The following is a 25,676-nucleotide window of genomic DNA, read 5'->3' on the forward strand; positions in this document are numbered from 1 at the left end:
GCGCTTAGGGATATCGACCATGCAATGGATGTTCATGTTGATCGGGCTGGTGCTCGGCTGGCTGTTCGACGAGTCGTTCAGTGATGCGCTATTAGGCGCGTTGCTCGGACTGGCTATCGGGCAGACGATCCGCATCGCGCGGCTTGGCTCGCTGGCGGCGGCGCAACAGCAGCAACTTGAGCAGGCGAAGGTCGCTTTGCAAGGCGTCGAGCAACGTCTGTTTTTGCTCGAAGGCGCGCCCCTTCATGCTGCGCCGCCACCGACTTCGGCGCCGGCCGCCGAACCTGTCGTCGAACCCCTCAAAGCAGTCGAAGAAGCCCCGGCCCCTGAACTAGTCTGGGAACTGCCGCCCGAACTCGAACCGATTTCCGTCGCTGCCAGTGAAACCAGTCAACCGCTGCCCGCTGATGTCTGGCGCCTCGACGCCGTCACGCCCGAACCGCAAAAACCTGCTGAACCCCGTGGCCCGAACCTTATCGAGCGCGGCATCAGCGCCGCGCGCAACTGGTTGTTCGGCGGTAACACCGTACTGCGCGTCGGTGTTGTGTTGCTGTTCTTCGGTCTGGCGTTCCTGCTGCGCTACGCCACCGAAGGCATGGTCGTGCCGATCGAGGTGCGCTACGCCGGTGTTGCGGCAGCTGCGTTGGGCTTGCTCGCGCTGGGCTGGTGGCTGCGGCGGCGCAACAGCAGTTACGCGTTGATGCTGCAAGGCACCGGGATTGCGGTGCTGTACCTGACGGTGTTTGCGGCGATGCGCCTGCATCCGCTGCTCGATCCGTCTGCCGCGCTGGGATTGCTGGTCGCGGTGACGGTTTTCTCGGCGATTCTGGCGATCACCCAGGACTCGCTCGCGCTGGCGGCAGTGGCCGCATTGGGCGGATTCGCCGCACCAATCCTGACCTCAACCGGCGCCGGCAACCACGTCGCGCTGTTCAGTTATTTCGCGCTGCTCAATGCCGGCATCCTCGCCATCGCCTGGTTCAAGGCCTGGCGCTTGCTCAACCTGATCGGTTTTGTTGGCACCTTCGGTATCGGCTTCGCCTGGGGCCTGCGTTCGTATGCGCCGGAGCTGTTGTGGAGCACCGAACCATTCCTGATTCTGTTCTTCCTGATGTACCTCGCCATCGGCCTGCTGTTCGCCCGCCGCAAGTTGCTTGATATGCCCGATGCGCCGACGGATGACGACCGCGACGCGCTGCTGCAGTGGTCGGCGCGCAAGGGCGATTACGTTGACGGCACCCTGCTGTTCGGCCCGCCGATTATTGGCTTCGGTTTGCAGTTTGCGCTGGTGCAGCATCTGGAGTTTGCCGCCGCGTTCAGTGCACTGGCGCTGGGCATGATTTACATGGCGCTGGCCAAAGTGTTGATGGGTGGACGCGCGGCGTTGCTGGGCGAAACCTGTCTGGCGCTCGGGGTGATTTTCGCCAGTCTGGCGATTCCGCTGGGTCTCGATGCGCGCTGGACGTCGGCGGCATGGGCGGTGGAAGGTGCGGGGATTTTCTGGCTCGGTTTGCGTCAACATCGACCGTTCGCCCGGGCCTTTGCCTTGCTGCTGCAACTGGGTTCGGCGTTGGCATTTCTCAGTCAGTTGCGCGTCGGCGAGAGCAGTTTGCTCGACGGTGCGCCGCTGGGCGCGTTGATGCTCGGCCTCGCGTTGCTGTTCAGTTTCTACCAATTGCGCAAGGCTTCGCCGGAACAAGCCGCGCCTTGGGAACGTCAAGGTTTGCCGGTGCTGGCGTGTCTGGGTTTGACGTTCCTCTATCTGCTGGCGCCGCTGTTCTTCTTCGTTCAGGCCACGGCGATCAGTTGGGCGTTGGCCGGTTTGGTGACGTTGTTTGTCGGTCTGCGGATTCAGTCGCGTACGTTCCTGTTCAGCGCGTTTGCCGTGCAGTTGCTCGGCGGCGCGCTGTTCTTGTTGCGCCTGCAAGGCGCGGGCGAAGATTCGGCGGCGGTGTTCAGCGCGGGTTGGAGTGGTTTGCTCAGCGCTTCGTTGATCGGTCTGGCGCTGATCGCCGGCATGCTGTTGGCGGCACGCGATGAGATGGTGCGCGGTGATGTGCGTCTGCTGCGCAGTTTGTCGGTCGTGCTGTTGGCCGGTCTGGTATTGATCAATCTGGCGGTACTGTTCGTGCTGCCGTGGCAAACCGCGAGTGCGGTGTGGGCCGCGAGTGGTTTGCTGATTATCTGGCTGAGCCTGTACCTCAAGCAGCGTGTAAGTTTCGTCTTCGGTCTGCTATTGCAGGTGATTGGCGGCGCGGCGTTCTTGCTGGCCGGTCCGGAACTGCTCGGGCCGCTGTCCAGCGAAGGCCTGAAGCCGTTGGCCCACGGTGGATTCTGGACGCCGCTGGTGCTGGGGCTGGCGGCGATGATCGGTGCCTGGCGCCTGCAGTTGGGCAATCACGCCTCGGCCTTCGATGCGTTGAGTTTGCAGCGCTTGTCCGAAGTGTTGCTGGTGTGGGGTGCCGGTTGGTGGGCGCTGGCGTGGGTCAGTGAAGTGCTGCGTTTTGCGCCGCCGACTATGCAAGGCACTTTACTGCTGTCGGTCGCCGCCGTCAGCGTGGCGTTGTGGACGCTGCTGTCGCTGCGTCTGAAATGGCCTGCGCTGGGCCTGCTCTGTACGTTGCTGATTCCGGCGGCTGCTCTTGTGCTGCTCGGCGCGTGGCATTCGCGTTATCACCCGGCTGCGGATTTTGGTTGGTTGGCGTGGGTAGCAGTGTTCGCCGTGCATTTCTTCAGCCTGCGACGTTTGGCGCCGATGCTGCCGGCGCGGGCCTTGAGTGCGGCACATGTACTTGGCTGCTGGCTGCTGATCGGTGTGCTGGCCCTGGAGTTGCGCTACGGTCTGCTGCTGTTGTCCGAGCAATACAACGCCTGGCGCTGGCTGGGCTGGGCGATTCTGCCGAGCGTTTATCTGTTGCTGGCGGCAGCACCGCGCACCTGGCCGTGGCCGGTCGCCGCGTTTGCCCGCGAGTACCGCTTGTATGCGGCTGCGCCGTTGGCGGTGTTGATGCTCGCGTGGTTCTGGCTGGCGAATGGTGTCAGCGATGGCAATGCCGAGCCATTGCCATACGTGCCGCTGCTTAACCCGTTGGAGTTGGGCCTGCTGTTTGCTTTGTTCGGCGTTTATGTGTGGTCGCGCAGTGCGGTGTCGCAATTGTCGATTCGTCAGGACTACGCCGATTACGGCACACAACTGATCGCCGGGATTTCGCTGTTCGCCTTCTGCACGGCGCTGGTCACTCGCGCAGCGCACCATTGGGCTGGCATCCCGTTTGAGCTGGATACGCTGCTCGCCTCAATGCTGGTGCAGGCCGGGTTGTCGATCGTCTGGACGCTGATGGCGCTCGGGCTGATGATCGGCGGCCATCTGCGTCATCGTCGCGAAGTGTGGCTGATCGGCGCGGCGCTGATTGCGCTGGTGGTGGCCAAACTGATTTTTGTCGAATTGAGCAACCGTGGCGGTCTCGCCCGGATCGTCTCGTTTATCGGCGTTGGCGTGTTGCTGCTGGTGGTCGGCTATTTCGCGCCACTGCCGCCCAAACGCGTGGAAGCTGAGCCGGCGGCGGGCAAACACGCCCCGGATACCGAAGGAGTTTCATCTTGAGTCGTATGCGAAATCTGGGTTGGTTGGCGTTGGGCGTGGTGATGGCGGCCGGCGCTCAGGAAAAGCCGGCAGACTTTGCCACGCAGGTGCCGCTGGCGGTCAGCGGCAACGGTCCGTGGTATCGCCTCGAATTGCCGTTGAGCGTGCAATTGCAGGCGCGCCACACTGATCTCAGTGACCTGCGCGTGTTCAACGCCGCTGGTGAACCGCAGGCCTATGCGCTGGCCCGCGAATCGGCGCAGACCCGCGACGACGGCCAGTTGCACGAGGTGAAATGGTTCCCGCTGTACAACGCCGCTGATGCCAGCGAACGCGCGCCGAATGTGCGTGTGCAAGCGACCACCAACGGCACATTGGTTGAAGTGCAACCGTCCAGTCAGTTGGAAGCGGGTGAAGAGATTCTGCGCGGCTGGCTGTTGGACGCGAGTGCGATCAAGGCGCCGTTGCAGCAGTTGATCCTCGATTGGACCAGCGAGCGCGACGGTTTTCAGCGCTTCAGCATCGAGGCCAGTGATGACCTGCAACATTGGCAAGCGTGGGGCGAGGGGCAGGTGGCACGGCTGACCTTTTCCGATGAGCGCATCGAGCAGCATGAGGTGACGTTGCCGGGGCAATCGGCGCGTTATGTGCGGTTGCTGTGGGAGTCGCCGAATTCGGCGCCGATCCTGACGGCGGCACAACTGAAAAGCAGTGATCCACGCGATGTGCCGCTGCCGTTGGTCTGGTCGCAGGCATTGCCCGGCAGCAGCACCAAGACCGGGGAATACACCTGGCAGTTGCCGATGGGGTTGAACGTTGAACGTGTGCAGGTTGAACTGAAACAGCCAAACAGTCTGGCGCCGGTGACATTGATGGGGCGACGTGAAAGCAGCCTGCCGTGGCAGGAGCTGAGCAGCGGCTTGCTCTATCGCTTGACCCAGAATAATCAGGATGTAGTGCAGAACGAATTGCAGCTCTACGGGCAGACTGTGCAGCAGTTGAAGCTGACGGTGGATGAGCGTGGCGGTGGTCTGGGCGAGCAGGCGCCAAGTCTGAAATATGCGGTGCGGGCGACGCAGGTGATTTTCCTTGCGCGTGGAGAGGGGCCGTACAGTCTGGCGCTGGGTAATCCGACTGTGAAGACGGCGAATCTGCCGTTGGCGACGCTGATTCCGGATTTCAAACCGGAGAAGCTGGCGTCACTGGGCAAGGCGTCGGTGCAGGGTGAAGCGGTGGTTACGCAGACGTCGACGGCGACGACGGCGGCGGTGGCCGAGACCAATTGGAAGAGAATTGGGTTGTGGGCAGTGTTGTTGTTGAGCGTGGTGTTTCTTGGGGCGATGGCGTTTAGTTTGTTGCGCAAGCCGCCAACCAACACCTGAGAATGGCTGGCGCTGCGCGCCAATCGCTGGCAAGCCAGCTCCCACAGGTTATTTGGTGTACACAAAATAGATGAACGACCGAAGTCCTTGGGGAGCTGGCTTGCCAGCGATGACGGCCGATCAATCAACAAAAATCCTCAAACTGCCGCTATCACTCAACCACCATCGGTCCCGAACCGGTCTACGCTAAACCCGCTACCTGAACTCTCCACCCACATTCACGTCTCATGCAGGCAAATACACCCCAACGCACGTTACCGGGCGTCTTCGCTCGCTACGTTTTCAGACTCCCTGTAAACTGCGCGGGTTTTTAGCCCCCCATTCCACCGGAGCCGTCCATGTCCCGCGTTACCCTGAGTCGCTATTTGATTGAGCAGACCCGCAGCAACAACACTCCTGCCGATCTGCGCTTCCTGATCGAAGTGGTGGCGCGTGCCTGCAAGGAGATCAGCCACGCCGTGTCCAAAGGCGCCCTGGGTGGTGTTCTGGGCAGCATGGGCACTGAAAACGTCCAAGGCGAAGTGCAGAAGAAGCTCGACGTGATCTCCAACGAGATCCTGCTCGAAGCCAACGAATGGGGCGGTCACCTGGCCGGCATGGCGTCCGAAGAAATGGACAACGCCTACCAGATCCCGGGCAAATACCCGAAAGGCGCGTACCTGCTGGTATTCGACCCGCTGGACGGTTCGTCGAACATCGATATCAACGCCCCGGTCGGCACGATCTTCTCGGTACTGCGTTGCCCGAATGAATACCTGAGCCAGAACGAGCCGCTGAACGAGAAAGCGTTCCTGCAGCCAGGCACTCAGCAAGTTGCTGCCGGTTACGCGATCTACGGCCCGCAGACCATGCTGGTACTGACCCTGGGTGACGGCGTCAAAGGCTTCACCCTCGACCGCGAAATGGGCAGCTTCGTGCTGACTCACGAAGACATCACCATTCCTGAGTCGACCCAGGAATTCGCCATCAACATGTCCAACCAGCGTCACTGGGAAGCCCCGGTACAGCGCTACGTTGGCGAGCTGCTGGCCGGTGAAGAAGGTCCGCTGAAAAAGAATTACAACATGCGTTGGGTCGCGGCGATGGTTGCCGACGTACACCGCATCCTGACCCGTGGCGGTCTGTTCATGTACCCGCGCGACAGCCGTGAGCCGTCCAAGCCAGGCAAACTGCGTCTGATGTACGAAGCCAATCCGATGTCGTTCCTCGTGGAACAAGCAGGCGGCGCGTCCACCGACGGTCACCAGCGCATTCTCGACATTCAGCCGGAAGGCCTGCACCAGCGTGTAGCGGTGTTCCTCGGCTCGAAAGAAGAAGTCGCCCGCGCTACGGCTTACCACAAGGAATAAACCATGACCGCGCCCTGGCAGCCGTTGCTCGATTGGTGGTTCGGACACGCCGAATCCCCGGACGAGATATCGGCTGACAAGGGCAAGTTGTGGTTCGGCAAGCGAGACAGCCAAGACCTCGAAGCGCAGACGCGTTTCGGGGTCTTTGTCGATCAGGCCCTGGCTGGCGAATTGACCGAGTGGACGCAACGTCCCGAAGGTTGGCTGGCGCTGGTGCTACTGCTCGATCAACTGCCGAGAATGATCTTTCGCGATACCCCCAAAGCATTCTCCGGTGATCTGCGCGCGCAGAAACTCGTCGCGCAAGGCATTGCGGCGGATTTCGATAGGCAGTTGAAACCGATCCAGCGGGTGTTCATTTATCTGGTGTTCGAACACTGCGAAAACCTCGCGGTGCAGAACGAGGCGGTTTCCCGATTTATCGAACTGGTGGCTGAACAGCCGGAAGCGCAGCGCGCGGTGTTTGCCGATAATCTGGATTATGCCGAGCGGCATCAGAAAGTGATCGCGCGGTTTGGCCGGTTTCCGCATCGCAATGCGGTGTTGGGACGGGAGTCTACGGCGGAGGAGTTGGTGTTTCTTTCCGAACCTGGGTCAAGGTTTTAAGGGCTTACCCTCACCCTAGCCCTCTCCCGGAGGGAGAGGGGACTGACCGAGGTGTCTGGGCTTGATACATCGACCTGAGATATCGAGTCGAACTCAAGTTTGAACAGCGCGAAGATCTGCTCCCTTTCCCCCTCGCCCCCCTGGGGGAGAGGGCTGGGGTGAGGGGGTAAAGCCCTTGATCTTAAATGCGGAAACTACCCACCAACTGCTTGAGACGCGCCGCCTGCTGCTCCAGATCCGAGCACGCGCGCAACGTCGCCTGCAAGTTCTCCACACCTTCCTGATTCAGCGTGTTGATCTCGTTGATATCGACATTGATCGATTCAACCACAGCGGTCTGCTCTTCAGTCGCCGTAGCCACCGACTGGTTCATCCCGTCGATCTCACCGATTCGCTGAGTCACGCTACCCAACCGCTCGCCGGCCTGGTTGGCGATGCCGACGCTGCTTTCGCTCTCACGCTGGCTCTCGGTCATGATGTTGACCGCCTGGCGTGCGCCGACTTGCAGCTCTTCGATCATCTTCTGCACCTGCTGCGCCGAATCCTGAGTGCGGTGCGCGAGGTTGCGCACTTCATCGGCAACCACGGCAAAACCACGACCGGCTTCACCGGCACGCGCCGCTTCAATCGCGGCGTTAAGTGCGAGCAAGTTGGTCTGCTGGGAAATGCTGGTGATCACTTCAAGAATCTGACCGATGTTCACCGTGTTGCTGTTCAGGGTTTCGATGTTGCCGCACGAATCACTGATCTTCGCCGACAACTGCTGCATCGCGTGGATGGTTTTATCGACAACCTGCTGACCGTCGACCGCGAGGCTGCGCGCGTCGCTGGAGTGCTGCGAGGCGAGGGCGGCGTTCTGGGCGATTTCCTGCGCGGCGGCGCCGAGCTGGTTGATCGCCGCGGCAACGCTGTTGGTGCGGGTGGCTTGCTGGTCGGAGTTGTACATCGACGAGTTCGACGCCGCGACCACGCGCAGGGCGACTTCGTTGACCTGGCCGGTGGCCGAGGACACTTCGCGGATCGAGGTGTGAATGCGCTCGACGAAACGGTTGAACGAAGTACCCAGTGCGCCGAACTCGTCGTTGCCATGAATCACCAGACGTTTGGTCAAGTCGCCCTCACCTTCGGCGATGTCGTGCATGGCGCGGCCCATGGTCAGCAGCGGCTGCATCAACACACGGATCAGCATGCCGAGCAGGGCGATGATGATCACCACGGCAATGACCATGGCGATCAGCGCCGAGGTCCGGAATTCGCTGAGCATCGCGAACGCGGTGTCTTTATCCAGCACCAGCGCCACGTACCAGTCCGCCGACGGCACGCCGTTGACGCGGGTGAAGGAGATCAACTGCGTCTTGCCGTCGAACTCGACTTCTTTCAGGCCCGGACTGACTTTCGGCGCGCCATTCGGGTAGGCCTCGGCGAGGGTCTTGAGCACCAGTTTGCTGTCCGGGTGAATCAGTATCTTGCCATCGGCACTGACGATGAACGCATGGCCGTGGCCGCCGAAGTTCAGCGAGTTGATGATCGCGCTGACGCTGGTCAGATCGATGTCGGCACCGGCAACGCCGAGCATCTGGCCCTGGCGCTGAACAGGTGTTGCGACAGTGATCACCAGTTTGCCCGAGGACGCGGCGATGTACGGTTCGGTGACGATGGTCTGTTGCGCGCTGTTGGCCGCTTTGTACCAGCCGCGTGCGCGTGGATCGTAGTCCGGCGCGCGGTTGCCGGCCGGTACCGAGAACATCACGCCGTCAGCCCCGCCGAAATAGCTGAGCTGGAAATTTCCGGTGTAAGCGGGCAGGTCGATGATGCGTTTCAGGCTGGCGGGAGCGTTACCGTCGACAGCCACTTGCTGCGACAGCGATTGCAGCAATTGAATGCGGCTTTCCAGCCAAGTCTGGATGTTGCTGGTGGTCAGACTGCCCAGCTCCTGCATCGAGGCTTCGGTGCTGCTGCTCAAGGCTTCGCGCTGTCGATAATCGTTGAAGAAAATGAAACAGGCGAACGCAACGGCCACCACGAGGGCGGCAGCCAACAAGATCTTGTGGCTGAATTTCATGTTTCTGGTCATCGAATGAACTACCGCGAAGGGGCTGGTCAAGAAAGGGCGGCAATTTGCCACACTCGGGGGCTTTGCGCTGCTCTTATTTCGACCGCGGCGCGCCAAAGATTAGGCGTCTTTGGCGAAAGGCGACGAAATGCTCAATAGCCCTACAAAGTGTCTGATTTATCGGCAAATGCCAGACGGGCGGGCTAATAAATAGCCCTTGCCCCACGGAACCAGATGGGGGTTTTCTCTTCTAAGCTTCTGGTTGGCACCATGCCATCCCCCCCTCGTTCCAGGAGTTACACCATGTCGCTGCGATCTCTCGCCCTTCTGACGTTTTGCGTGCTGTTGGCCGCATGCAGCAAGGTCAATCAGGAAAACTACTCGAAGCTCTCGGCCGGCATGGCCAAGGCCGAAGTCGAGACTCTGCTCGGCAAGCCCACCGATTGCTCGGGCGCGCTCGGCATGTCCAGTTGCACCTGGGGCGACAAGAACAGCTTTATCAGCGTGCAGTACGCCGGTGACAAAGTGCTGATGTTTTCCGGCCAAGGCCTGAAGTAAACCGGGGCTTCGCGCCCACGGAGAAGAAAAATGAAGCGGTTATTGCTGATCCTTTTTGCCGGCCTGGTACTGGCCGGCTGCGCCACTTCCGGCGTCGACCCATTGGCGCCGAAAACGGCCAACAGCGTCAATCTCAAGCGCTATCAGGGCACCTGGTATGAACTGGCGCGTTTGCCGATGTACTTCCAGCGCAATTGCGCGCAATCCGAAGCCCATTACACCCTCAAGCCTGACGGCAATATCGCGGTGCTCAATCGCTGCCTGACTCCGCAATGGCAGTGGGAAGAGGTCAAGGGCACTGCTTATCCACAGGTGCCGGGCAAGACCGACAAGCTTTGGGTCGAATTCGATACCTGGTTTTCACGCCTGATTCCGGGTGTGGCGAAAGGCGAATACTGGGTGTTGTACGTCAGCGATGACTACAAGACCGCTATCGTCGGCGACTCGAGTCGCAAGTACATGTGGCTGCTGTCACGCACGCCGACTGTCAATGGCGTAGTGCGTGAAGAGCTGCTGAGCAAGGCGCGTCAGCAGGGTTATGACACCACGCGACTGATCTGGCGTGCGACAGATCGGCAGATGGCCAAGACTTCGAATTAAGCATCGCCACCCATCAAAATGTGGGAGCGAGCCTGCTCGCGAAGAGGGCGTGTCAGTTAACGAAATGTTGACTGATACACCGCTTTCGCGAGCAGGCTCGCTCCCACATTTTTTGTTTTGTGTCAGCCTAAAAGGTCACGCAGGACCTGGGTGAAGGCGCGTGCACTGTCCTCTTCCCCGGCATGCCGGCCATCGCGCACAACCCATTGGCCATTGACCAGCACATCACGCACCTGCCGATCGCCACCGGCAAACAACCAGCGATTCAAAATCCCGTCACCCGTGGCCGTCGCCAGATACGGATCGCTGCCATCGAGCACAATCCAGTCCGCACGCTTGCCGACTTCCAGCGCCCCGATCGGCTGCCCCAACGCCTGCGCACCGCCATCCAGCGCCGCGTCATACAAAGTGCGCCCAACCATCGGCTGATCCGCGCCATACAAACGATTACGCCGCTGATCACGCAGACGCTGGCCGTATTCCAGCCAGCGCAATTCCTCCACCACGCTGAGCGACACATGGCTGTCGGAACCAATGCCCATGCGTCCACCCTGCGCGAGGAAATCCACCGCCGGGAAAATCCCGTCGCCCAGATTTGCTTCGGTGGTCAGACACAGGCCGGCAATGGCGCGACTCTTGGCCATCAGCGTGACTTCTTCCGGATTGGCGTGGGTCGCGTGCACCAGGCACCAGCGCTGATCGACTTCGGCATTTTCATACAGCCATTGCAGCGGACGCCGACCGCTCCAGCTCAGGCAGTCGTCGACTTCCTTCTGCTGTTCGGCGATGTGGATGTGCACCGGGCATTGCTTGTCGCTGGCGGCCAGTACTTCGCTGATCTGCTGCGGCGTTACCGCGCGCAACGAGTGGAAGCACAGGCCCAGCGATTGCGCCTTTTGCTGCGCCAACATTGGCTGCAGGCGCGCTTGCAGATTCAGGTAATTTTCGCTGCTGTTGATAAAGCGGCGCTGGCCGTCATTCGGCGTCTGGCCGCCAAAACCGGAGTGGCTGTAGAGTACTGGCAGCAGGGTCAGGCCGATGCCGCTTTCGCTCGCGGCCTGACTGATGCGCAAGGCCAACTCAGCCGGATCCGCATAAGGCTGGCCATTGCTGTCGTGGTGCACGTAATGAAATTCGGCGACCGAGGTGTAACCGGCCTTGAGCATTTCGATGTACAGCTGTCGGGCGATGACGCCGAGCTGATCGGGGCTGATTTTTCCGACGAGCCGATACATCAGATCGCGCCACGTCCAGAAACTGTCATTCGGATTACCGGCCACTTCGGCCAGTCCCGCCATCGCTCGCTGGAAGGCATGGGAGTGCAGATTCGGCATGCCCGGCAGCAGCGGGCCGCTCAGCCGTTCGGCGCCATCTGCGGTGCTATCGGCCTGGATTTGGGTCAGCAGGCCCTCGGCGCTGACCTCAAGACGTACATTGTTGGCCCATCCGTTAGGCAGCAGCGCGCGTTCGGCAAAGAAGGCGGACATGGTTCAGCACCCCATCGTGTGTTATTTGTATATACATATACAGACGTTTGCCTGCCCGGTAAACTCCGGCAAGCTAGCCACTTTCACCAATGAACAGGGATCAACCGTGCCGACTCCGCCTCCAGTCTCCCCGTTGGCCGCGAACATGGGCGACAGTCCGGCGCCCTTGTACGCCCGCGTCAAACAGATGATCACCCAGCAGATCGACAGCGGAAACTGGCCGCCGCACTACCGCGTGCCGTCCGAGAGCGAGCTGGTCAATCAACTGGGTTTCAGTCGCATGACCATCAACCGCGCGCTGCGCGAGATGACTGCCGATGGCCTGTTGGTGCGCATGCAAGGCGTTGGCACTTTCGTCGCCGAACCGAAGAGCCAGTCCGCGCTGTTCGAAGTGCACAACATCGCCGACGAAATTGCCTCCCGTGGCCATCGCCACACCTGCCAGGTGATCACCCTCGAAGAAGAGGCCGCCGGTTCTGAGCGCGCACTGGCGCTGGACATGCGTGAAGGGCAGAAGGTCTTTCACTCGCTGATCGTGCATTACGAAAACGATATTCCGGTGCAAATCGAAGACCGTTTCGTCAACGCGCTGGTTGCCCCGGAATACCTCAAGCAGGATTTCACCCTGCAAACGCCTTACGCCTATCTCAATCAGGTCGCGCCGCTGACCGAGGGCGAACACGTGGTTGAAGCGATCCTTGCTGAGTCTTCCGAGTGCAAATTGCTGCAGATTGAAAAGGGCGAGCCGTGCTTGTTGATTCGTCGCCGCACGTGGTCGGGGCGTCAGCCGGTGACCGCTGCACGTTTGATTCACCCGGGTTCTCGTCATCGTCTGGAAGGTCGGTTTCATAAATAGAGAGCATAAATGAGTGAAGTGAAGGTTCTACGCGCCGAAGGTTACCCGCGCATGCCGTGGAAAAACGGCGGTGGCAGCACGGAAGAAATCACCCGCGATGCAGGCGCCGGTCTGGACGGTTTCGGCTGGCGCCTGTCGATTGCCGACATTGCCGAGTCGGGCGGTTTTTCGACGTTTGCTGGTTACCAGCGGGTGATCACCGTGTTGCAGGGTGACGGCATGACACTGTGCGTCGATGGCGACGACACTCGACCATTGTTACCGCTCGACCCGTTTGCCTTCAGCGGCGAAAGCCAGGTGTCGTGCACGCTGCTCGGCGGCGCAATTCGCGACTTCAACCTGATTTACGCGCCACAACATTACAGCGCGCGGTTGCAGTGGCTGGAGGGTGAACAGGGTTTCTTCAGCTCGGCGGGGACGGTGTTGGTGTTCAGTGTCAGTGAGTTGCTGGGAGTCCGGATCGGTGACAGTGTTTCGCAGTTGGGGCGACATGATTGCCTGCAACTGGACGGTAACAGTGGGCTGGCCGAAGTCTCCACCAATGCCGCATGCTGCGTGATCGAGCTGACTGCGCGCTGATTCAAAAATCTTAAAAGATAGCAGCCTTCGGCAGCTCCTACAGGGACTACATGAATCCCAATGCAGGAGCTGCCGAAGGCTGCGATCTTTTGCTTTTGGGTGTTCCCAACCCACGCACCAATTTGTTACCGAACGCCCCAACGTGGCGCAAAGCCACGCTCATTTAACCAAACCCCGACCGCACAAAATCTCTCCGCGAAAAATTTCATCCACCCCCGAACCCTCGATTCAGGCGCCCTCCAGCCCTGTCCGCAACTTTTCTTGAACGCCCCTCCAACAAGTTGGCCGCTTGATTGCATATGCTTGTATGTACAAGTAAAGACGTATGCGTATGAGTCGCTCGAGACTCTCCGCAGCGTCCACTGATTCGCTTGTCGCGCATCGAAGCGCACAGGCTGCTTGCCCACTGCCAGGGTTGGTTTGAATTGATCGCTGAGGAGTCTTTTTCGTGACTGACAATAAGCCTACAAAGTTTCGCAACGTTGAGATCCGCGCTGCCCGCGGCAACAAGCTGACCGCCAAGAGCTGGCTGACCGAAGCGCCGCTGCGCATGCTGATGAACAACCTCGACCCGGAAGTCGCCGAAAACCCGAAAGAACTGGTGGTTTACGGTGGTATCGGTCGCGCCGCGCGTAACTGGGAGTGCTACGACAAAATCGTCGAAAGCCTGACCAACCTGAATGACGACGAGACCTTGCTGGTGCAATCCGGCAAGCCGGTCGGCGTGTTCAAGACTCACAGCAACGCCCCGCGCGTACTGATCGCCAACTCCAATCTCGTCCCGCACTGGGCGAGCTGGGAACACTTCAACGAACTCGACGCCAAAGGCCTGGCCATGTACGGCCAGATGACCGCCGGCAGCTGGATCTACATCGGCAGCCAGGGCATCGTTCAAGGCACCTACGAAACCTTCGTCGAAGCCGGTCGCCAGCACTACAACGACAACCTCACCGGCAAGTGGGTCCTGACCGCAGGTCTCGGTGGCATGGGCGGCGCACAACCTCTGGCTGCAACCCTGGCTGGCGCATGCTCGCTGAACATCGAATGCCAACAAGTCAGCATCGATTTCCGCCTGAAAAGCCGTTACGTCGATGAGCAAGCCACAGACCTCGACGACGCGCTGGCACGCATCGACAAATACACCAAAGAAGGCAAGGCGATCTCCATCGCGCTGCTGGGCAACGCCGCAGAAATCCTCCCGGAACTGGTCAAGCGTGGCGTACGCCCGGACATGGTCACCGACCAGACCAGCGCCCACGACCCGCTCAACGGCTACCTGCCAGCCGGCTGGACCTGGGACGAATACCGCGCCCGCGCCAAGACCGAGCCGGCCGCCGTAATCAAAGCCGCCAAGCAGTCGATGGCCGTGCACGTCAAAGCCATGCTGGAATTTCAGAAGCAAGGCATTCCGACCTTCGACTACGGCAACAACATCCGTCAGATGGCGCAAGAAGAAGGCGTCGAAAATGCCTTCGATTTCCCCGGTTTCGTACCGGCTTACATCCGTCCGCTGTTCTGCCGTGGCATCGGCCCGTTCCGTTGGGCTGCACTGTCGGGTGATCCGCAAGACATCTACAAAACCGACGCCAAGGTCAAAGAACTCATTCCGGACGACGCGCACCTGCACAACTGGCTGGACATGGCCCGCGAGCGCATCAGCTTCCAGGGTCTGCCAGCACGTATCTGCTGGGTCGGCCTGGGCCTGCGCGCCAAGCTCGGTCTGGCGTTCAACGAGATGGTGCGCAGCGGTGAGCTGTCGGCGCCGATCGTCATCGGTCGCGACCACCTCGACTCTGGCTCGGTCGCCAGCCCCAACCGTGAAACCGAATCGATGCAGGACGGTTCCGACGCCGTGTCCGACTGGCCACTGCTCAACGCTCTGCTGAATACCGCGAGCGGCGCGACCTGGGTTTCCCTGCACCACGGCGGCGGCGTCGGCATGGGCTTCTCGCAGCACTCGGGCATGGTGATTGTCTGCGACGGTACTGACGAAGCGGCCGAGCGTATTGCGCGCGTGCTGCACAACGACCCGGCTACCGGCGTTATGCGCCACGCCGATGCCGGTTACCAGATCGCCATCGACTGCGCCAAGGAACAGGGGCTGAACCTGCCGATGATTACCGGCAAATAAATGCAAAACCCCTGTAGGAGCTGCCGCAGGCTGCGATCTTTTGATGTTGGTTTTTCAAGATCAAAAGATCGCAGCCTGCGGCAGCTCCTACAGAGAATCTAACAATCCACAGAGGTTGAATCATGGCTGTCAACACCGATCGTGCAGGCAACAAACCGTTGATCGAAAGGCGTTCGATCGACTACATCCCGGAAGCGGAAAGACACGGTCGTCTGTTCAGCCAATTCACCCTGTGGATGGGTGCCAACCTGCAAATCACTGCGATTGTCACCGGGGCTTTGGCCGTGGTGCTCGGTGGTGATGTGTTCTGGTCGCTGATCGGTCTGTTGATCGGTCAATTGCTCGGTGGTGGGGTGATGGCGCTGCACGCGGCGCAAGGGCCGAAGCTCGGTCTGCCGCAGATGATCTCCAGCCGTGTGCAGTTTGGCGTTTATGGTGCGGCGATCCCGATTGTGCTGGTGTGCCTGATGTACCTGGGTTTCACCGCGACGGGCACCGTGCTTTCCGGCCAGGCGCTGGGCCAGTTGTTTGGCGTCAGCGACAGCGTCGGCATCCTGATTTTCGCCAGCGTCATTGTGCTGGTCACGGTGCTCGGTTATCGGGTGATCCACTGGATCGGCCGTGTCGCCAGCGTGATTGGCGTGATTGCCTTCGTGTTCCTGTTCTGGCGCCTGATGAGCCAGACCGACGTCGGCGCACTTCTGCAAATCCGTCACTTCAGCTGGAGCAGTTTCCTCCTCGCAGTGTCGCTCGCGGCCTCCTGGCAGATCGCTTTCGGCCCGTACGTGGCTGACTATTCCCGTTACCTGCCGAGCAACACCTCGGCGGTGAAAACCTTCTTCGCCGCCGGTGCCGGTTCAGTGGTCGGCGCGCAAGTGGCAATGATCCTCGGCGTCTTTGCGGCGGCTTCTGCCAACGGCCAATTCGCCGGCCATGAAGTTGCCTACATCGTCGGCCTGGGCGGCACCGGTGCCACCGCCGCGCTGCTGTACTTCAGCATCGCGTTCGGCAAGGTGACCATCTCGACACTGAACTCCTACGGCAGCTTCATGTGCATCGCGACCATCATCAGCGGTTTCAAAGGCCATCTGACCGTTACGCGCCTGCAGCGTCTGGTGTTCGTGTTGGTGATTGTCGGCACCGCGACCCTGATCGCGCTGCTCGGTCAGCACTCGTTCCTCGGTGCGTTCAAGTCTTTCATCCTGTTCCTGCTCGCCTTCTTCACACCGTGGAGCGCGATCAACCTGGTCGACTACTACTGCATCACCCGTGAGCGCTACGACGTGCCGGCACTGGCTAATCCGAACGGCCGCTACGGTCGCTGGAACCTGCTCGGCATCAGCGTTTATGTGTTCGGTGTGCTGGTGCAGTTGCCGTTCATCTCGACCAAGTTCTACACCGGTCCGTTGGTGGCCGCCCTCGGTGATGTGGACATTTCCTGGATCATCGGTCTGGTGCTGCCGGCCGTCGTCTACTACGTGTGCGCGAAAAAATGGCACAGCGCGGTACCCGATCAACTGATTCTGCCGGTCGAGCAGAACAGCGTTGTACAACCTAAAACAAGCGGGGCCGGTCGCGCTGCGGCGCAGGCCTGATTTGGACGTGGACAGGGCTGGATGCCTCTTGACTGCCGTAAGCCAATTCATGATTAGGAGCGTCACAACAATGAAATCGAACAAGACCCTGCTGACCACATTGCTGTCCATGGGCCTGCTGGCCAGTGCCGGTGCGACCCAAGCCGCCGGCTGGTGCGAATCGGGCAAGCCGGTGAAATTTGCCGGCCTGAACTGGGAAAGCGGCATGCTGCTGACCGACGTCCTGCAAGTGGTGCTGGAGAAAGGTTACGACTGCAAGACCGACAGTTTGCCGGGCAACTCCATCACCATGGAAAACGCCCTGAGCAGCAACGATATTCAAGTGTTCGCCGAAGAATGGGTCGGCCGCAGCGAGGTCTGGAACAAGGCCGAGAAGGCCGGCAAGGTCGTCGGCGTTGGCGCTCCGGTTGTCGGCGCGGTGGAAGGTTGGTACGTGCCGCGTTACGTGATCGAAGGCGACGCTAAGCGCAAGCTGGAAGCCAAAGCCCCGGATCTGAAAAACATCGCTGATCTGGGCAAATACGCAGCGGTGTTCAAGGACGCCGAAGAGCCATCCAAGGGCCGTTTCTACAACTGCCCGGCCGGCTGGACCTGCGAACTCGACAACAGCGAAATGCTGAAAAGCTACGGCCTCGAAAGCAGCTACACCAACTTCCGCCCGGGCACCGGCCCGGCGCTGGATGCGGCGGTGCTGTCGAGCTACAAGCGTGGCGAGCCGATCCTGTTCTACTACTGGTCGCCAACCCCGCTGATGGGCCAGGTGGATCTGGTCAAACTCGAAGAAAAACCGGGCGTCGACAAGTCTGTGAGCATCAAGGTCGGCCTGTCGAAAACCTTCCACGACGAAGCCCCGGAACTGGTCGCCGTGCTGGAAAAGGTCAACCTGCCGATCGATCTGCTGAACCAGAACCTGGGCCGCATGGCCAAGGAACGTATCGAGTCGCCAAAACTGGCGAAAATCTTCCTCAAGGAACATCCTGAGGTCTGGCATGCGTGGGTCAGTGAAGACGCTGCCAAGAAAATCGACGCGGCGCTGTAGGTCGATACCTCCCGGTCAACCGTGAGGCTGGCCGGGAGATATGCCGTAATCGCTTGATTGAGATTTCTGATTGAGAGCCGCTTATGTTTCCCGAGAGCTTTACCTTTTCCATCGCCGACTGGGTCAACGGTTGGGTCGATTCGCTGGTCACCAACTACGGTGATGTGTTCCGCCACATCTCCGACACGCTGCTGTGGGCCATCGTCAACCTTGAAGGCCTGCTGCGAGCGGCGCCGTGGTGGCTGATGCTGGCGATCGTCGGTGTGGTTGCCTGGCATGCAACACGCAAAGTGGTGACCACAGCGGTCATCGTCGGTCTGTTGTTCCTGGTGGGTGCTGTTGGCCTGTGGGACAAACTCATGCAGACCCTGGCGCTGATGATGGTCGCGACGATCATTTCGGTGCTGATCGGCATCCCGCTGGGGATTCTCTCTGCACGCAGCAATCGCCTGCGTTCGGTGCTGATGCCGCTGCTCGACATCATGCAAACCATGCCAAGTTTCGTGTACCTGATCCCGGTGCTGATGCTGTTCGGTCTGGGCAAGGTGCCGGCGATTTTCGCCACCGTTATCTATGCCGCGCCGCCGCTGATTCGCCTGACCGATCTGGGCATTCGCCAGGTCGACGGCGAGGTGATGGAAGCGATCAACGCTTTCGGTGCCAACCGCTGGCAGCAACTGTTCGGCGTGCAACTGCCGCTGGCCCTGCCGAGCATCATGGCCGGGATCAACCAGACCACCATGATGGCCCTGTCGATGGTGGTGATCGCCTCGATGATCGGTGCCCGGGGGCTTGGTGAAGATGTGCTGGTGGGGATTCAGACACTCAACGTCGGGCGCGGCCTCGAAGCCGGTCTGGCGATCGTGATTCTCGCCGTGGTCATCGACCGCATTACTCAGGCGTACGGTCGGCCACGGCATGAGGTGAGCAAATGAACAATGCAACCGTGAGCAAGATCGAAGTCAAAAACGTCTTCAAGATTTTCGGCAACCGCGCCAAGGATGCACTGGCCATGGTCGGTCAGGGCAAGACCAAGGATCAGGTGCTGAGCGAGACCGGTTGTGTGGTCGGCGTTAATGACCTGTCGCTGAGCATCGGCACTGGTGAGATCTTCGTGATCATGGGTCTGTCCGGCTCGGGAAAATCGACCTTGGTGCGCCACTTCAATCGGCTGATCGATCCCACCAGCGGGGCGATCCTCGTCGATGGCGTCGACATCCTGCAATACGACATGGACGCCCTGCGCGAATTTCGCCGACACAAGATCAGCATGGTGTTCCAGAGCTTCGGCCTGCTGCCGCACAAAACCGTACTCGACAACGTCGCCTACGGCCTGAAAGTGCGTGGCGAGAGCAAGCAGATGTGCTCGGAACGCGCGCTGCACTGGATCAACACCGTGGGCCTCAAAGGCTACGAAAACAAATACCCGCACCAGCTCTCCGGCGGCATGCGCCAGCGTGTCGGCCTGGCTCGGGCCTTGGCGGCGGATACCGACATCATCCTCATGGATGAGGCGTTCAGTGCGCTGGACCCGCTGATTCGTGCGGAGATGCAGGATCAGTTGCTGGAGCTGCAAAAGACTTTGCACAAGACCATCGTCTTCATCACTCACGACCTCGACGAGGCGGTGCGTATCGGCAATCGCATTGCGATTCTCAAGGACGGGAAGTTGATACAGGTCGGCACGCCGAGAGAGATCTTGCATTCGCCGGCGGATGAGTACGTTGACCGGTTCGTGCAGCGGCGTGCGGCGGTGGTTTGATCTGAATTATGCAGTGCACTGACTGGCCCTATCGCTGGCAAGCCAGCTCCCACAGGGGTTGTGTGAACAATGAGAGCTGGCAGGCCCAGTTCCTACAGAGATTGTGTGAACACAGGAGATCCTGTGGGAGCTGGCTTGCCAGCGATGAGGCCGGTAAAGCTGCATCAATATTACGGTTGAGGTTTTAGATGTCCCAGGCTGAAAAAATCGTTATCACCGGCGCCCCTCTGCGTTGGCAGGACGTGGTTGCCGTCGCCCGTCACGGCGCTCAACTTGAGCTGTCCAGCGACACCTGGGCGCGCATCGAAAACGCCCAAGGCATCGTCCAGCGCATCGTCGCAAGCGGCGAGCGCGCCTATGGCGTGAACACCGGCCTGGGCGGTTTGTCCAACGTCTCGCTCAAAGACGAACAACTCAGCCAACTCTCGCGCAACACCTTGCTCAGTCACGCTTGCGGCGTCGGCCCGGTGCTCGCCGACGAGCAAACACGCGCGATCATCTGCGCGGCGATCCACAACTACAGCCACGGCAAATCCGGCATTCACCGGCGGGTCGTCGAAGCGCTGCTGGCGCTGCTCAATCGCGGCATCACTCCGCAGGTTCCGTCGCAAGGCTCGGTCGGTTACCTGACCCACATGGCGCACATCGGCATCGCGTTGCTCGGCGTCGGCAATGTCAGCTATCGCGGGCAGATCACCTCGGCGCAACAGGCGCTGGCCGAAGAAGGCCTGCAACCCGTGCAACTCGGCGCAAAAGACGGTTTGTGCCTGGTCAACGGCACGCCGTGCATGACCGGCCTCAGTTGTCTGGCGATTGCCGATGCCACGCGGCTGGTGCAGTGGGCCGATGTCATCGGCGCGATGAGTTTCGAAGCCCAGCGCGGCCAGATCGATGCATTCGACGCTGAAATCATCGCGTTGAAACCACACCCAGGGATGCAGCAGGTCGGCGTCAATCTGCGCGCGTTGCTCGATGGCAGCGAAGTGATCGCGTCGAGCAAAGGCATTCGCACTCAGGACGCTTTGAGCATTCGTTCGATTCCGCAGGTGCACGGTGCCGCGCGTGATCAACTCGACCACGCGATCAAGCAGGTCGAAGCCGAACTCAACGGCTGCACCGACAATCCGTTGCTGCTGGGCACGCCGGACAGTTTTCGGGTGATGTCGCAAGCCAATCCGCACGGCCAATCGGTGGCGATGGCGGCCGATTTGCTGGCGATTGCCATGGCCGAAATCGGCTCGATCGCCGAGCGTCGCCTCGATCGTCTGGTCAACCCGCACGTCAGTGGTTTGCCGGCGTTTCTGGTGGCCAATCCGGGGGTGAACTCCGGGATGATGATCGTCCAATACGTCGCCGCGTCGCTGTGCGCGGAAAACCGCCAATTGGCGCAACCGGCGGTGCTCGATAACTACATTACTTCCGGCTTGCAGGAAGATCATCTGAGCATGGGCACCAGCGCCGCGCTGAAGCTGCATCGCGCCCTGGAAAACTGCACGCAGATCCTCGCCATCGAATACCTGCTGGCGGCGCAGGCGTTTGAATTCCTCAAGGAACAACGTTTCGGCGCGGGCACCGATATCGCTTGGCGACTGCTGCGCGAAAAAGTCCCGGCCTACGATCAGGATCGCTGGCTGGCGCCGGATATCGCTGCCGCTGCGAGCGTTTTGAAAGCGCCGAATCTGCTGCACAACGCTTTACCGAATTTGCACTGAAAAATACCCACGCCAGCGTGCCAAGGCGCGACTCCCCAAAAGGCGAGACGCGACGGACAACGGACATCTCCGGAGCGTCTGGCGAGTTAATAACAAACTCTCAAAAGGAGCACAAAATGACTGCGCTGAACCTGATTCCCGGCCAACTGAGCCTGGCCCAACTGCGTGACGTCTACCAGAACCCGGTCAAGCTGAGCCTCGACAACAGCGCATCGGCGCAGATCGAAGCCAGCGTCGCCTGCGTCGAGCAGATCCTCGCCGAGAACCGCACTGCCTACGGCATCAACACCGGTTTCGGCCTGCTGGCCTCTACGCGCATCGCCAGCGAAGACCTCGAGAACCTGCAGCGTTCGCTGGTGTTGTCCCACGCCGCCGGTGTTGGCGTGCCGATCAGCGATGAGCTGGTGCGTCTGGTGATGGTGCTTAAGGTCAACAGCCTCAGCCGTGGTTTTTCCGGTATCCGTCGCGTGGTGATTGATGCGCTCATTGCGCTGATCAATGCCGAGGTTTATCCGCACATTCCTTTGAAAGGTTCGGTGGGTGCTTCCGGCGATCTGGCACCGTTGGCGCACATGTCGCTGGTGCTGCTGGGTGAGGGCAAGGCGCGCTACAAGGGCGAGTGGATGGAAGCGGTTGAAGCGCTGAAAGTCGCTGGTCTGACGCCGCTGACTTTAGCGGCTAAAGAAGGTCTGGCGCTGCTCAACGGCACTCAGGTTTCCACTGCGTTTGCCCTGCGTGGTTTGTTTGAGGGTGAAGACCTGTTCGCTGGCGCATTGGCGCTCGGCGGCCTTACCGTCGAAGCCGTATTGGGCTCGCGTTCACCGTTCGACGCACGCATTCACGCGGCGCGTGGCCAGAAAGGTCAGATCGATGCTGCCGCCGCTTACCGCGATCTGCTGGGTGAGCGCAGCGAAGTCTCCGACTCGCACCAGAACTGCGAGAAGGTGCAGGATCCGTACTCGCTGCGTTGCCAGCCGCAAGTCATGGGTGCTTGCCTGACCCAGTTCCGTCAGGCGGCTGAAGTGCTGGCCGTTGAAGCCAACGCCGTTTCCGATAACCCGTTGGTGTTTGCCGCTGAAGGCGACGTGATTTCCGGCGGCAACTTCCACGCCGAACCGGTGGCCATGGCTGCTGACAACATGGCCCTGGCCATCGCCGAGATCGGCTCGCTGAGCGAACGCCGCATCTCGCTGATGATGGACAAGCACATGTCGCAGCTGCCGCCGTTCCTCGTTGCCAATGGCGGCGTGAATTCCGGTTTCATGATCGCTCAGGTGACAGCAGCGGCGCTGGCCAGCGAGAACAAGGCGTTGTCGCATCCGCATTCGGTGGACAGTCTGCCTACTTCGGCTAACCAGGAAGACCACGTTTCCATGGCACCTGCGGCGGGCAAGCGTCTGTGGGAAATGGCTGAAAACACCCGCGGGATACTCGCGGTGGAATGGCTCGCGGCGGTGCAGGGGCTGGATCTGCGTAACGGCCTGAAGACCTCGGCGAAGCTGGAGCAGGCGCGGGCGATTCTGCGTAAGGAAGTGCCGTTTTATGAAAAGGACCGCTTCTTTGCGCCGGACATCAATGCGGCGACCGAGCTGTTGGCTTCGCGCTGTCTGACTGAGCTGGTTCCGGCGAAGCTTTTGCCTAGTTTGTAAGTGTTTTTTCAGGGAGAGCTTTGTTGTTACTGACATCAATCCCCCTCACCCCAGCCCTCTCCCCCAAGGGGGAGAGGGGGAAGGGAGCCGATCTTCAAGTTTTTCAGAGCCTGAGTTCGGCTCAAAATTTTCAGGTCGGTGTACCTCGACAGAACAACCCCGTCAGTCCTTCTTCTCCCGGGAGTGACAGAGGGAAGGGAGCCGATCTTCATGGTTTTCAAAGCCTGAGTTCGGCTCAGGATTTTCAGGTCGATGTACCTCGACAGAACAACCCGGTCAGTCCTTCTTCTCCCGGGAGTGACAGAGGGAAGGGAGCCGATCTTCATGGTTTTCAAAGCCTGAGTTCGGCTCAGGATTTTCAGGTCGATGTACCTCGACAGAACAACACGGTCAGTCCCCTCTCCCTCCGGGAGAGGGCTAGGGTGAGGGGCTTTTCCAGGCTACCCACCAAATCAACCCCAACGGAGGCCAACAGTGAAAACCCTCTGGCAACACTGCCACGTCGCAACCATGGCGCAGGGCGTCTACTCGATCATCGAAGATGCGGCCATCGTGACGTCCGGTGCGCTCATCGAGTGGGTCGGCCCGCGTAATCAACTGCCATCTGGCGAATACCCGGCGGTCAATGATCTGCAAGGCGCTTGGGTCACCCCAGGCCTGATCGACTGCCACACTCACACGGTGTTCGGTGGCAACCGCAGCGGCGAATTCGAAAAACGTCTGCAAGGCGTTAGCTATGCCGAAATCGCAGCCTCCGGCGGCGGCATCGCCAGCACCGTGCGCGCGACGCGCGAAGCCACTGAAGACGAGCTGTTCGCCAGCGCCGCGAAACGCCTGAAAAGCCTGATGCGCGATGGCGTGACCACGGTCGAAATGAAATCCGGCTACGGCCTCGATCTGGCCAACGAACGCAAAATCCTCCGAGTCATCCGTCGTCTGCAAAAAGAGTTGCCGATCAGCGTGCGCAGCACCTGTCTGGCCGCCCATGCGTTGCCGCCGGAATACAAGGATCGTGCCGACGACTACATCGAGCTGATCTGCAGCGAGATGCTGCCGGCGCTGGCTGCCGAAGATCTGGTCGATGCCGTGGATGCATTCTGCGAATACCTGGCGTTCTCCCCGGAACAGGTCGAGCGGGTGTTTATCGCCGCGCAAAAACTCGGTCTGCCGGTGAAATTGCACGCCGAACAACTGTCGTCGCTGCACGGCTCCAGTCTTGCCGCGCGCTATAAAGCGTTGTCCGCCGATCACCTGGAGTTCATGGACGAAGCCGACGCCATCGCCATGGCCGAAGCCGACACCGTCGCGGTGCTGCTGCCGGGCGCGTTCTACTTCCTGCGCGAAACCCAGCTGCCGCCGATGGACGCCCTGCGCAAGCACAAGGTGAAAATCGCCATCGCGAGCGACCTCAACCCCGGCACCTCGCCGGCGCTGTCGTTGCGCCTGATGTTGAACATGGCCTGCACCTGCTTCCGCATGACCCCGGAAGAAGCCCTGGCCGGTGCGACCATTCACGCTGCACAAGCGCTGGGCATGGCCGACACCCACGGTTCGCTGGAGGTCGGCAAGGTCGCGGATTTCGTCGCCTGGCACATCGATCGTCCGGCGGATCTGGCTTATTGGCTGGGTGGCGATCTGGACAAACGCGTCGTGCGTCACGGCGTCGAATCAAATCTGTAGGAGAGCGGTTGTGGATAAGGTTCTGAACTTCAAGCAAGGTCGCGTGCCGCTACTGATCAGCATGCCGCACGCCGGGGTGCGGTTGACGCCTGCGGTGGAAGCCGGGTTGATCCCGGCCGCGAAAAGCCTGCCGGACACCGACTGGCATATTCCGCAGCTTTACGATTTTGCCGAAGAACTAGGTGCGAGTACGTTGGCGGCTGAGTACTCGCGGTTCGTCATCGATCTGAATCGTCCGTCCGACGACAAGCCGCTGTACGTCGGGGCGACCACCGGGCTGTACCCGGCGACGTTGTTCGATGGCATTGCGTTGTTCCGCGAAGGGCACGAGCCATCGAAAGAAGAGCGCGCAACCTATCTGGAGCAGATCTGGACCCCGTATCACCGCACGCTGCAGGAAGAGCTGGCGCGACTGAAAGCAGAGTTCGGTTACGCGCTGCTGTTCGACGCACACTCGATCCGCTCGATCATCCCGCACCTGTTCGACGGCAAACTGCCGGACTTCAACCTCGGCACCTTCAATGGCGCCAGTTGCGATCCGCTGTTGGCTGCACAACTGGAAGCGATCTGTGCACGCCATGGCGATTACAGCCATGTCCTCAACGGGCGCTTCAAGGGCGGTCATATCACCCGCCATTACGGCGACCCGGCGCAGAACATCCACGCGGTGCAACTGGAACTGGGCCAGTGCACGTACATGGAAGAGTTCGAACCGTTCCGCTATCGCGCCGATCTGGCCGAGCCAACGCGGGTGGTGCTCAAGGAGTTGCTGCAAGGCTATCTGGCGTGGGCAAAGTCTCACTACAGCGCATAACTCCTGTGGGAGCGAGCCTGCTCGCGAAGGCGTCCAGTCAGCCAGCATCTTCGTTCAATGGCACTCCGCTTTCGCAAGCAGGCTCGCTCCCAGAGGATGGTGTACACCCTTTGAAGTTTATGGCTGACAAACGGTGACAGCGAGCGAGCATGCTCATTGACGTAAATCGGGTTTATGATGCCCAACGGCAGAATAATAGAAGTCCCCCCAGGGATGACCTCGACCCCTTACGGAGCGCGCA

Annotated in this window: 19 protein-coding genes; 17 read left to right on the plus strand and 2 right to left on the minus strand. The window is 60.4% G+C overall.

Translation table 11 applies throughout. From position 1 onward, the window contains the following. The first annotated feature begins 19 nt into the window (after positions 1–19). The 4 genes from U6037_RS01700 to U6037_RS01715 all read left to right on the plus strand — a co-directional run bounded on the left by U6037_RS01700 (position 20) and on the right by U6037_RS01715 (position 6,920). Positions 20–3,604, plus strand: a complete 3,585-nt coding sequence (locus U6037_RS01700) for a DUF2339 domain-containing protein (protein ID WP_322845590.1) — start codon at positions 20–22, stop codon at positions 3,602–3,604. Continuing rightward, positions 3,601–4,965 (plus strand): DUF3999 domain-containing protein, encoded by a 1,365-nt coding sequence (locus U6037_RS01705; RefSeq protein ID WP_322845591.1) that lies wholly within the window; start codon positions 3,601–3,603, stop codon positions 4,963–4,965. Before U6037_RS01700 ends, U6037_RS01705 begins: the two co-directional genes overlap by 4 nt. Before the next feature lie 338 nt (positions 4,966–5,303). After that, complete coding sequence (locus U6037_RS01710; RefSeq protein WP_007909265.1) at positions 5,304–6,314, plus strand: class 1 fructose-bisphosphatase; 1,011 nt, start codon at positions 5,304–5,306, stop codon at positions 6,312–6,314. 3 nt (positions 6,315–6,317) lie between these two features. Further along, the gene (locus U6037_RS01715) at positions 6,318–6,920 is read left to right on the plus strand and encodes a DUF924 family protein (RefSeq protein ID WP_322845592.1); all 603 of its coding nucleotides are present in this window, start codon (positions 6,318–6,320) and stop codon (positions 6,918–6,920) included. Positions 6,921–7,101: 181 nt separating this feature from the next. On the opposite strand, the gene U6037_RS01720 is transcribed toward U6037_RS01715, so the two are convergent. Next, on the minus strand, positions 7,102–8,994 hold the full coding sequence (locus U6037_RS01720) for a methyl-accepting chemotaxis protein (protein WP_322845593.1): 1,893 nt from the start codon (positions 8,992–8,994) through the stop codon (positions 7,102–7,104). A gap of 282 nt (positions 8,995–9,276) precedes the next feature. Here U6037_RS01720 and U6037_RS01725 point away from each other — a divergent pair, with 282 nt between their 5' ends. Further along, on the plus strand, positions 9,277–9,531 hold the full coding sequence (locus tag U6037_RS01725; protein WP_064388903.1) for a hypothetical protein: 255 nt from the start codon (positions 9,277–9,279) through the stop codon (positions 9,529–9,531). 30 nt (positions 9,532–9,561) lie between these two features. Then, positions 9,562–10,131 carry a lipocalin family protein gene (locus U6037_RS01730; protein WP_322845594.1) on the plus strand — a complete coding sequence of 190 codons (570 nt, stop codon included), beginning with the start codon at positions 9,562–9,564 and terminating at the stop codon, positions 10,129–10,131. 122 nt (positions 10,132–10,253) lie between these two features. Here the strand turns inward: U6037_RS01730 and U6037_RS01735 are convergent, their stop codons facing one another. Continuing rightward, positions 10,254–11,618: a formimidoylglutamate deiminase gene (locus tag U6037_RS01735; RefSeq protein WP_322845595.1), complete on the minus strand. Its 1,365-nt coding sequence runs from the start codon at positions 11,616–11,618 to the stop codon at positions 10,254–10,256. A gap of 145 nt (positions 11,619–11,763) precedes the next feature. Here U6037_RS01735 and hutC point away from each other — a divergent pair, with 145 nt between their 5' ends. The 11 genes from hutC (at position 11,764) to hutG (ending at position 25,435) form a co-directional block, all read left to right on the plus strand. Continuing rightward, entirely contained in the window at positions 11,764–12,474 is a 711-nt protein-coding gene (hutC, locus tag U6037_RS01740; RefSeq protein ID WP_162130175.1) for a histidine utilization repressor, read from the plus strand. Positions 12,475–12,483: 9 nt separating this feature from the next. Continuing rightward, complete coding sequence (locus tag U6037_RS01745; protein WP_322845596.1) at positions 12,484–13,053, plus strand: HutD family protein; 570 nt, start codon at positions 12,484–12,486, stop codon at positions 13,051–13,053. A 448-nt stretch (positions 13,054–13,501) separates the two neighbouring features. Further along, the gene (gene hutU / locus U6037_RS01750; RefSeq protein ID WP_322845597.1) at positions 13,502–15,184 is read left to right on the plus strand and encodes a urocanate hydratase; all 1,683 of its coding nucleotides are present in this window, start codon (positions 13,502–13,504) and stop codon (positions 15,182–15,184) included. A gap of 122 nt (positions 15,185–15,306) precedes the next feature. Then, a complete protein-coding gene (locus tag U6037_RS01755) occupies positions 15,307–16,779 on the plus strand; it encodes a cytosine permease (protein ID WP_322845598.1) in 1,473 nt (490 codons plus the stop codon). A gap of 70 nt (positions 16,780–16,849) precedes the next feature. Continuing rightward, positions 16,850–17,818 (plus strand): ABC transporter substrate-binding protein, encoded by a 969-nt coding sequence (locus tag U6037_RS01760; protein WP_322845599.1) that lies wholly within the window; start codon positions 16,850–16,852, stop codon positions 17,816–17,818. A gap of 83 nt (positions 17,819–17,901) precedes the next feature. Next, positions 17,902–18,753, plus strand: coding sequence for an ABC transporter permease (locus U6037_RS01765; RefSeq protein ID WP_007949591.1), 852 nt, complete (start codon positions 17,902–17,904; stop codon positions 18,751–18,753). Further along, the gene (locus U6037_RS01770) at positions 18,750–19,580 is read left to right on the plus strand and encodes a quaternary amine ABC transporter ATP-binding protein (protein ID WP_273916599.1); all 831 of its coding nucleotides are present in this window, start codon (positions 18,750–18,752) and stop codon (positions 19,578–19,580) included. The genes U6037_RS01765 and U6037_RS01770 overlap by 4 nt, the downstream gene beginning before the upstream one ends. 188 nt (positions 19,581–19,768) lie before the next feature. Beyond that, on the plus strand, positions 19,769–21,292 hold the full coding sequence (hutH, locus tag U6037_RS01775; RefSeq protein WP_322845600.1) for a histidine ammonia-lyase: 1,524 nt from the start codon (positions 19,769–19,771) through the stop codon (positions 21,290–21,292). Positions 21,293–21,408: 116 nt separating this feature from the next. After that, positions 21,409–22,941, plus strand: a complete 1,533-nt coding sequence (gene hutH, locus U6037_RS01780) for a histidine ammonia-lyase (protein WP_322845601.1) — start codon at positions 21,409–21,411, stop codon at positions 22,939–22,941. A gap of 474 nt (positions 22,942–23,415) precedes the next feature. Next, the gene (gene hutI / locus U6037_RS01785) at positions 23,416–24,621 is read left to right on the plus strand and encodes an imidazolonepropionase (protein WP_322845602.1); all 1,206 of its coding nucleotides are present in this window, start codon (positions 23,416–23,418) and stop codon (positions 24,619–24,621) included. A 10-nt stretch (positions 24,622–24,631) separates the two neighbouring features. After that, positions 24,632–25,435: an N-formylglutamate deformylase gene (gene hutG, locus U6037_RS01790; protein ID WP_322845603.1), complete on the plus strand. Its 804-nt coding sequence runs from the start codon at positions 24,632–24,634 to the stop codon at positions 25,433–25,435. The last annotated feature ends 241 nt before the right edge of the window (positions 25,436–25,676 follow it).

The organism is Pseudomonas sp. B33.4, from assembly GCF_034555375.1.
Taxonomy (GTDB): Bacteria; Pseudomonadota; Gammaproteobacteria; order Pseudomonadales; family Pseudomonadaceae; genus Aquipseudomonas.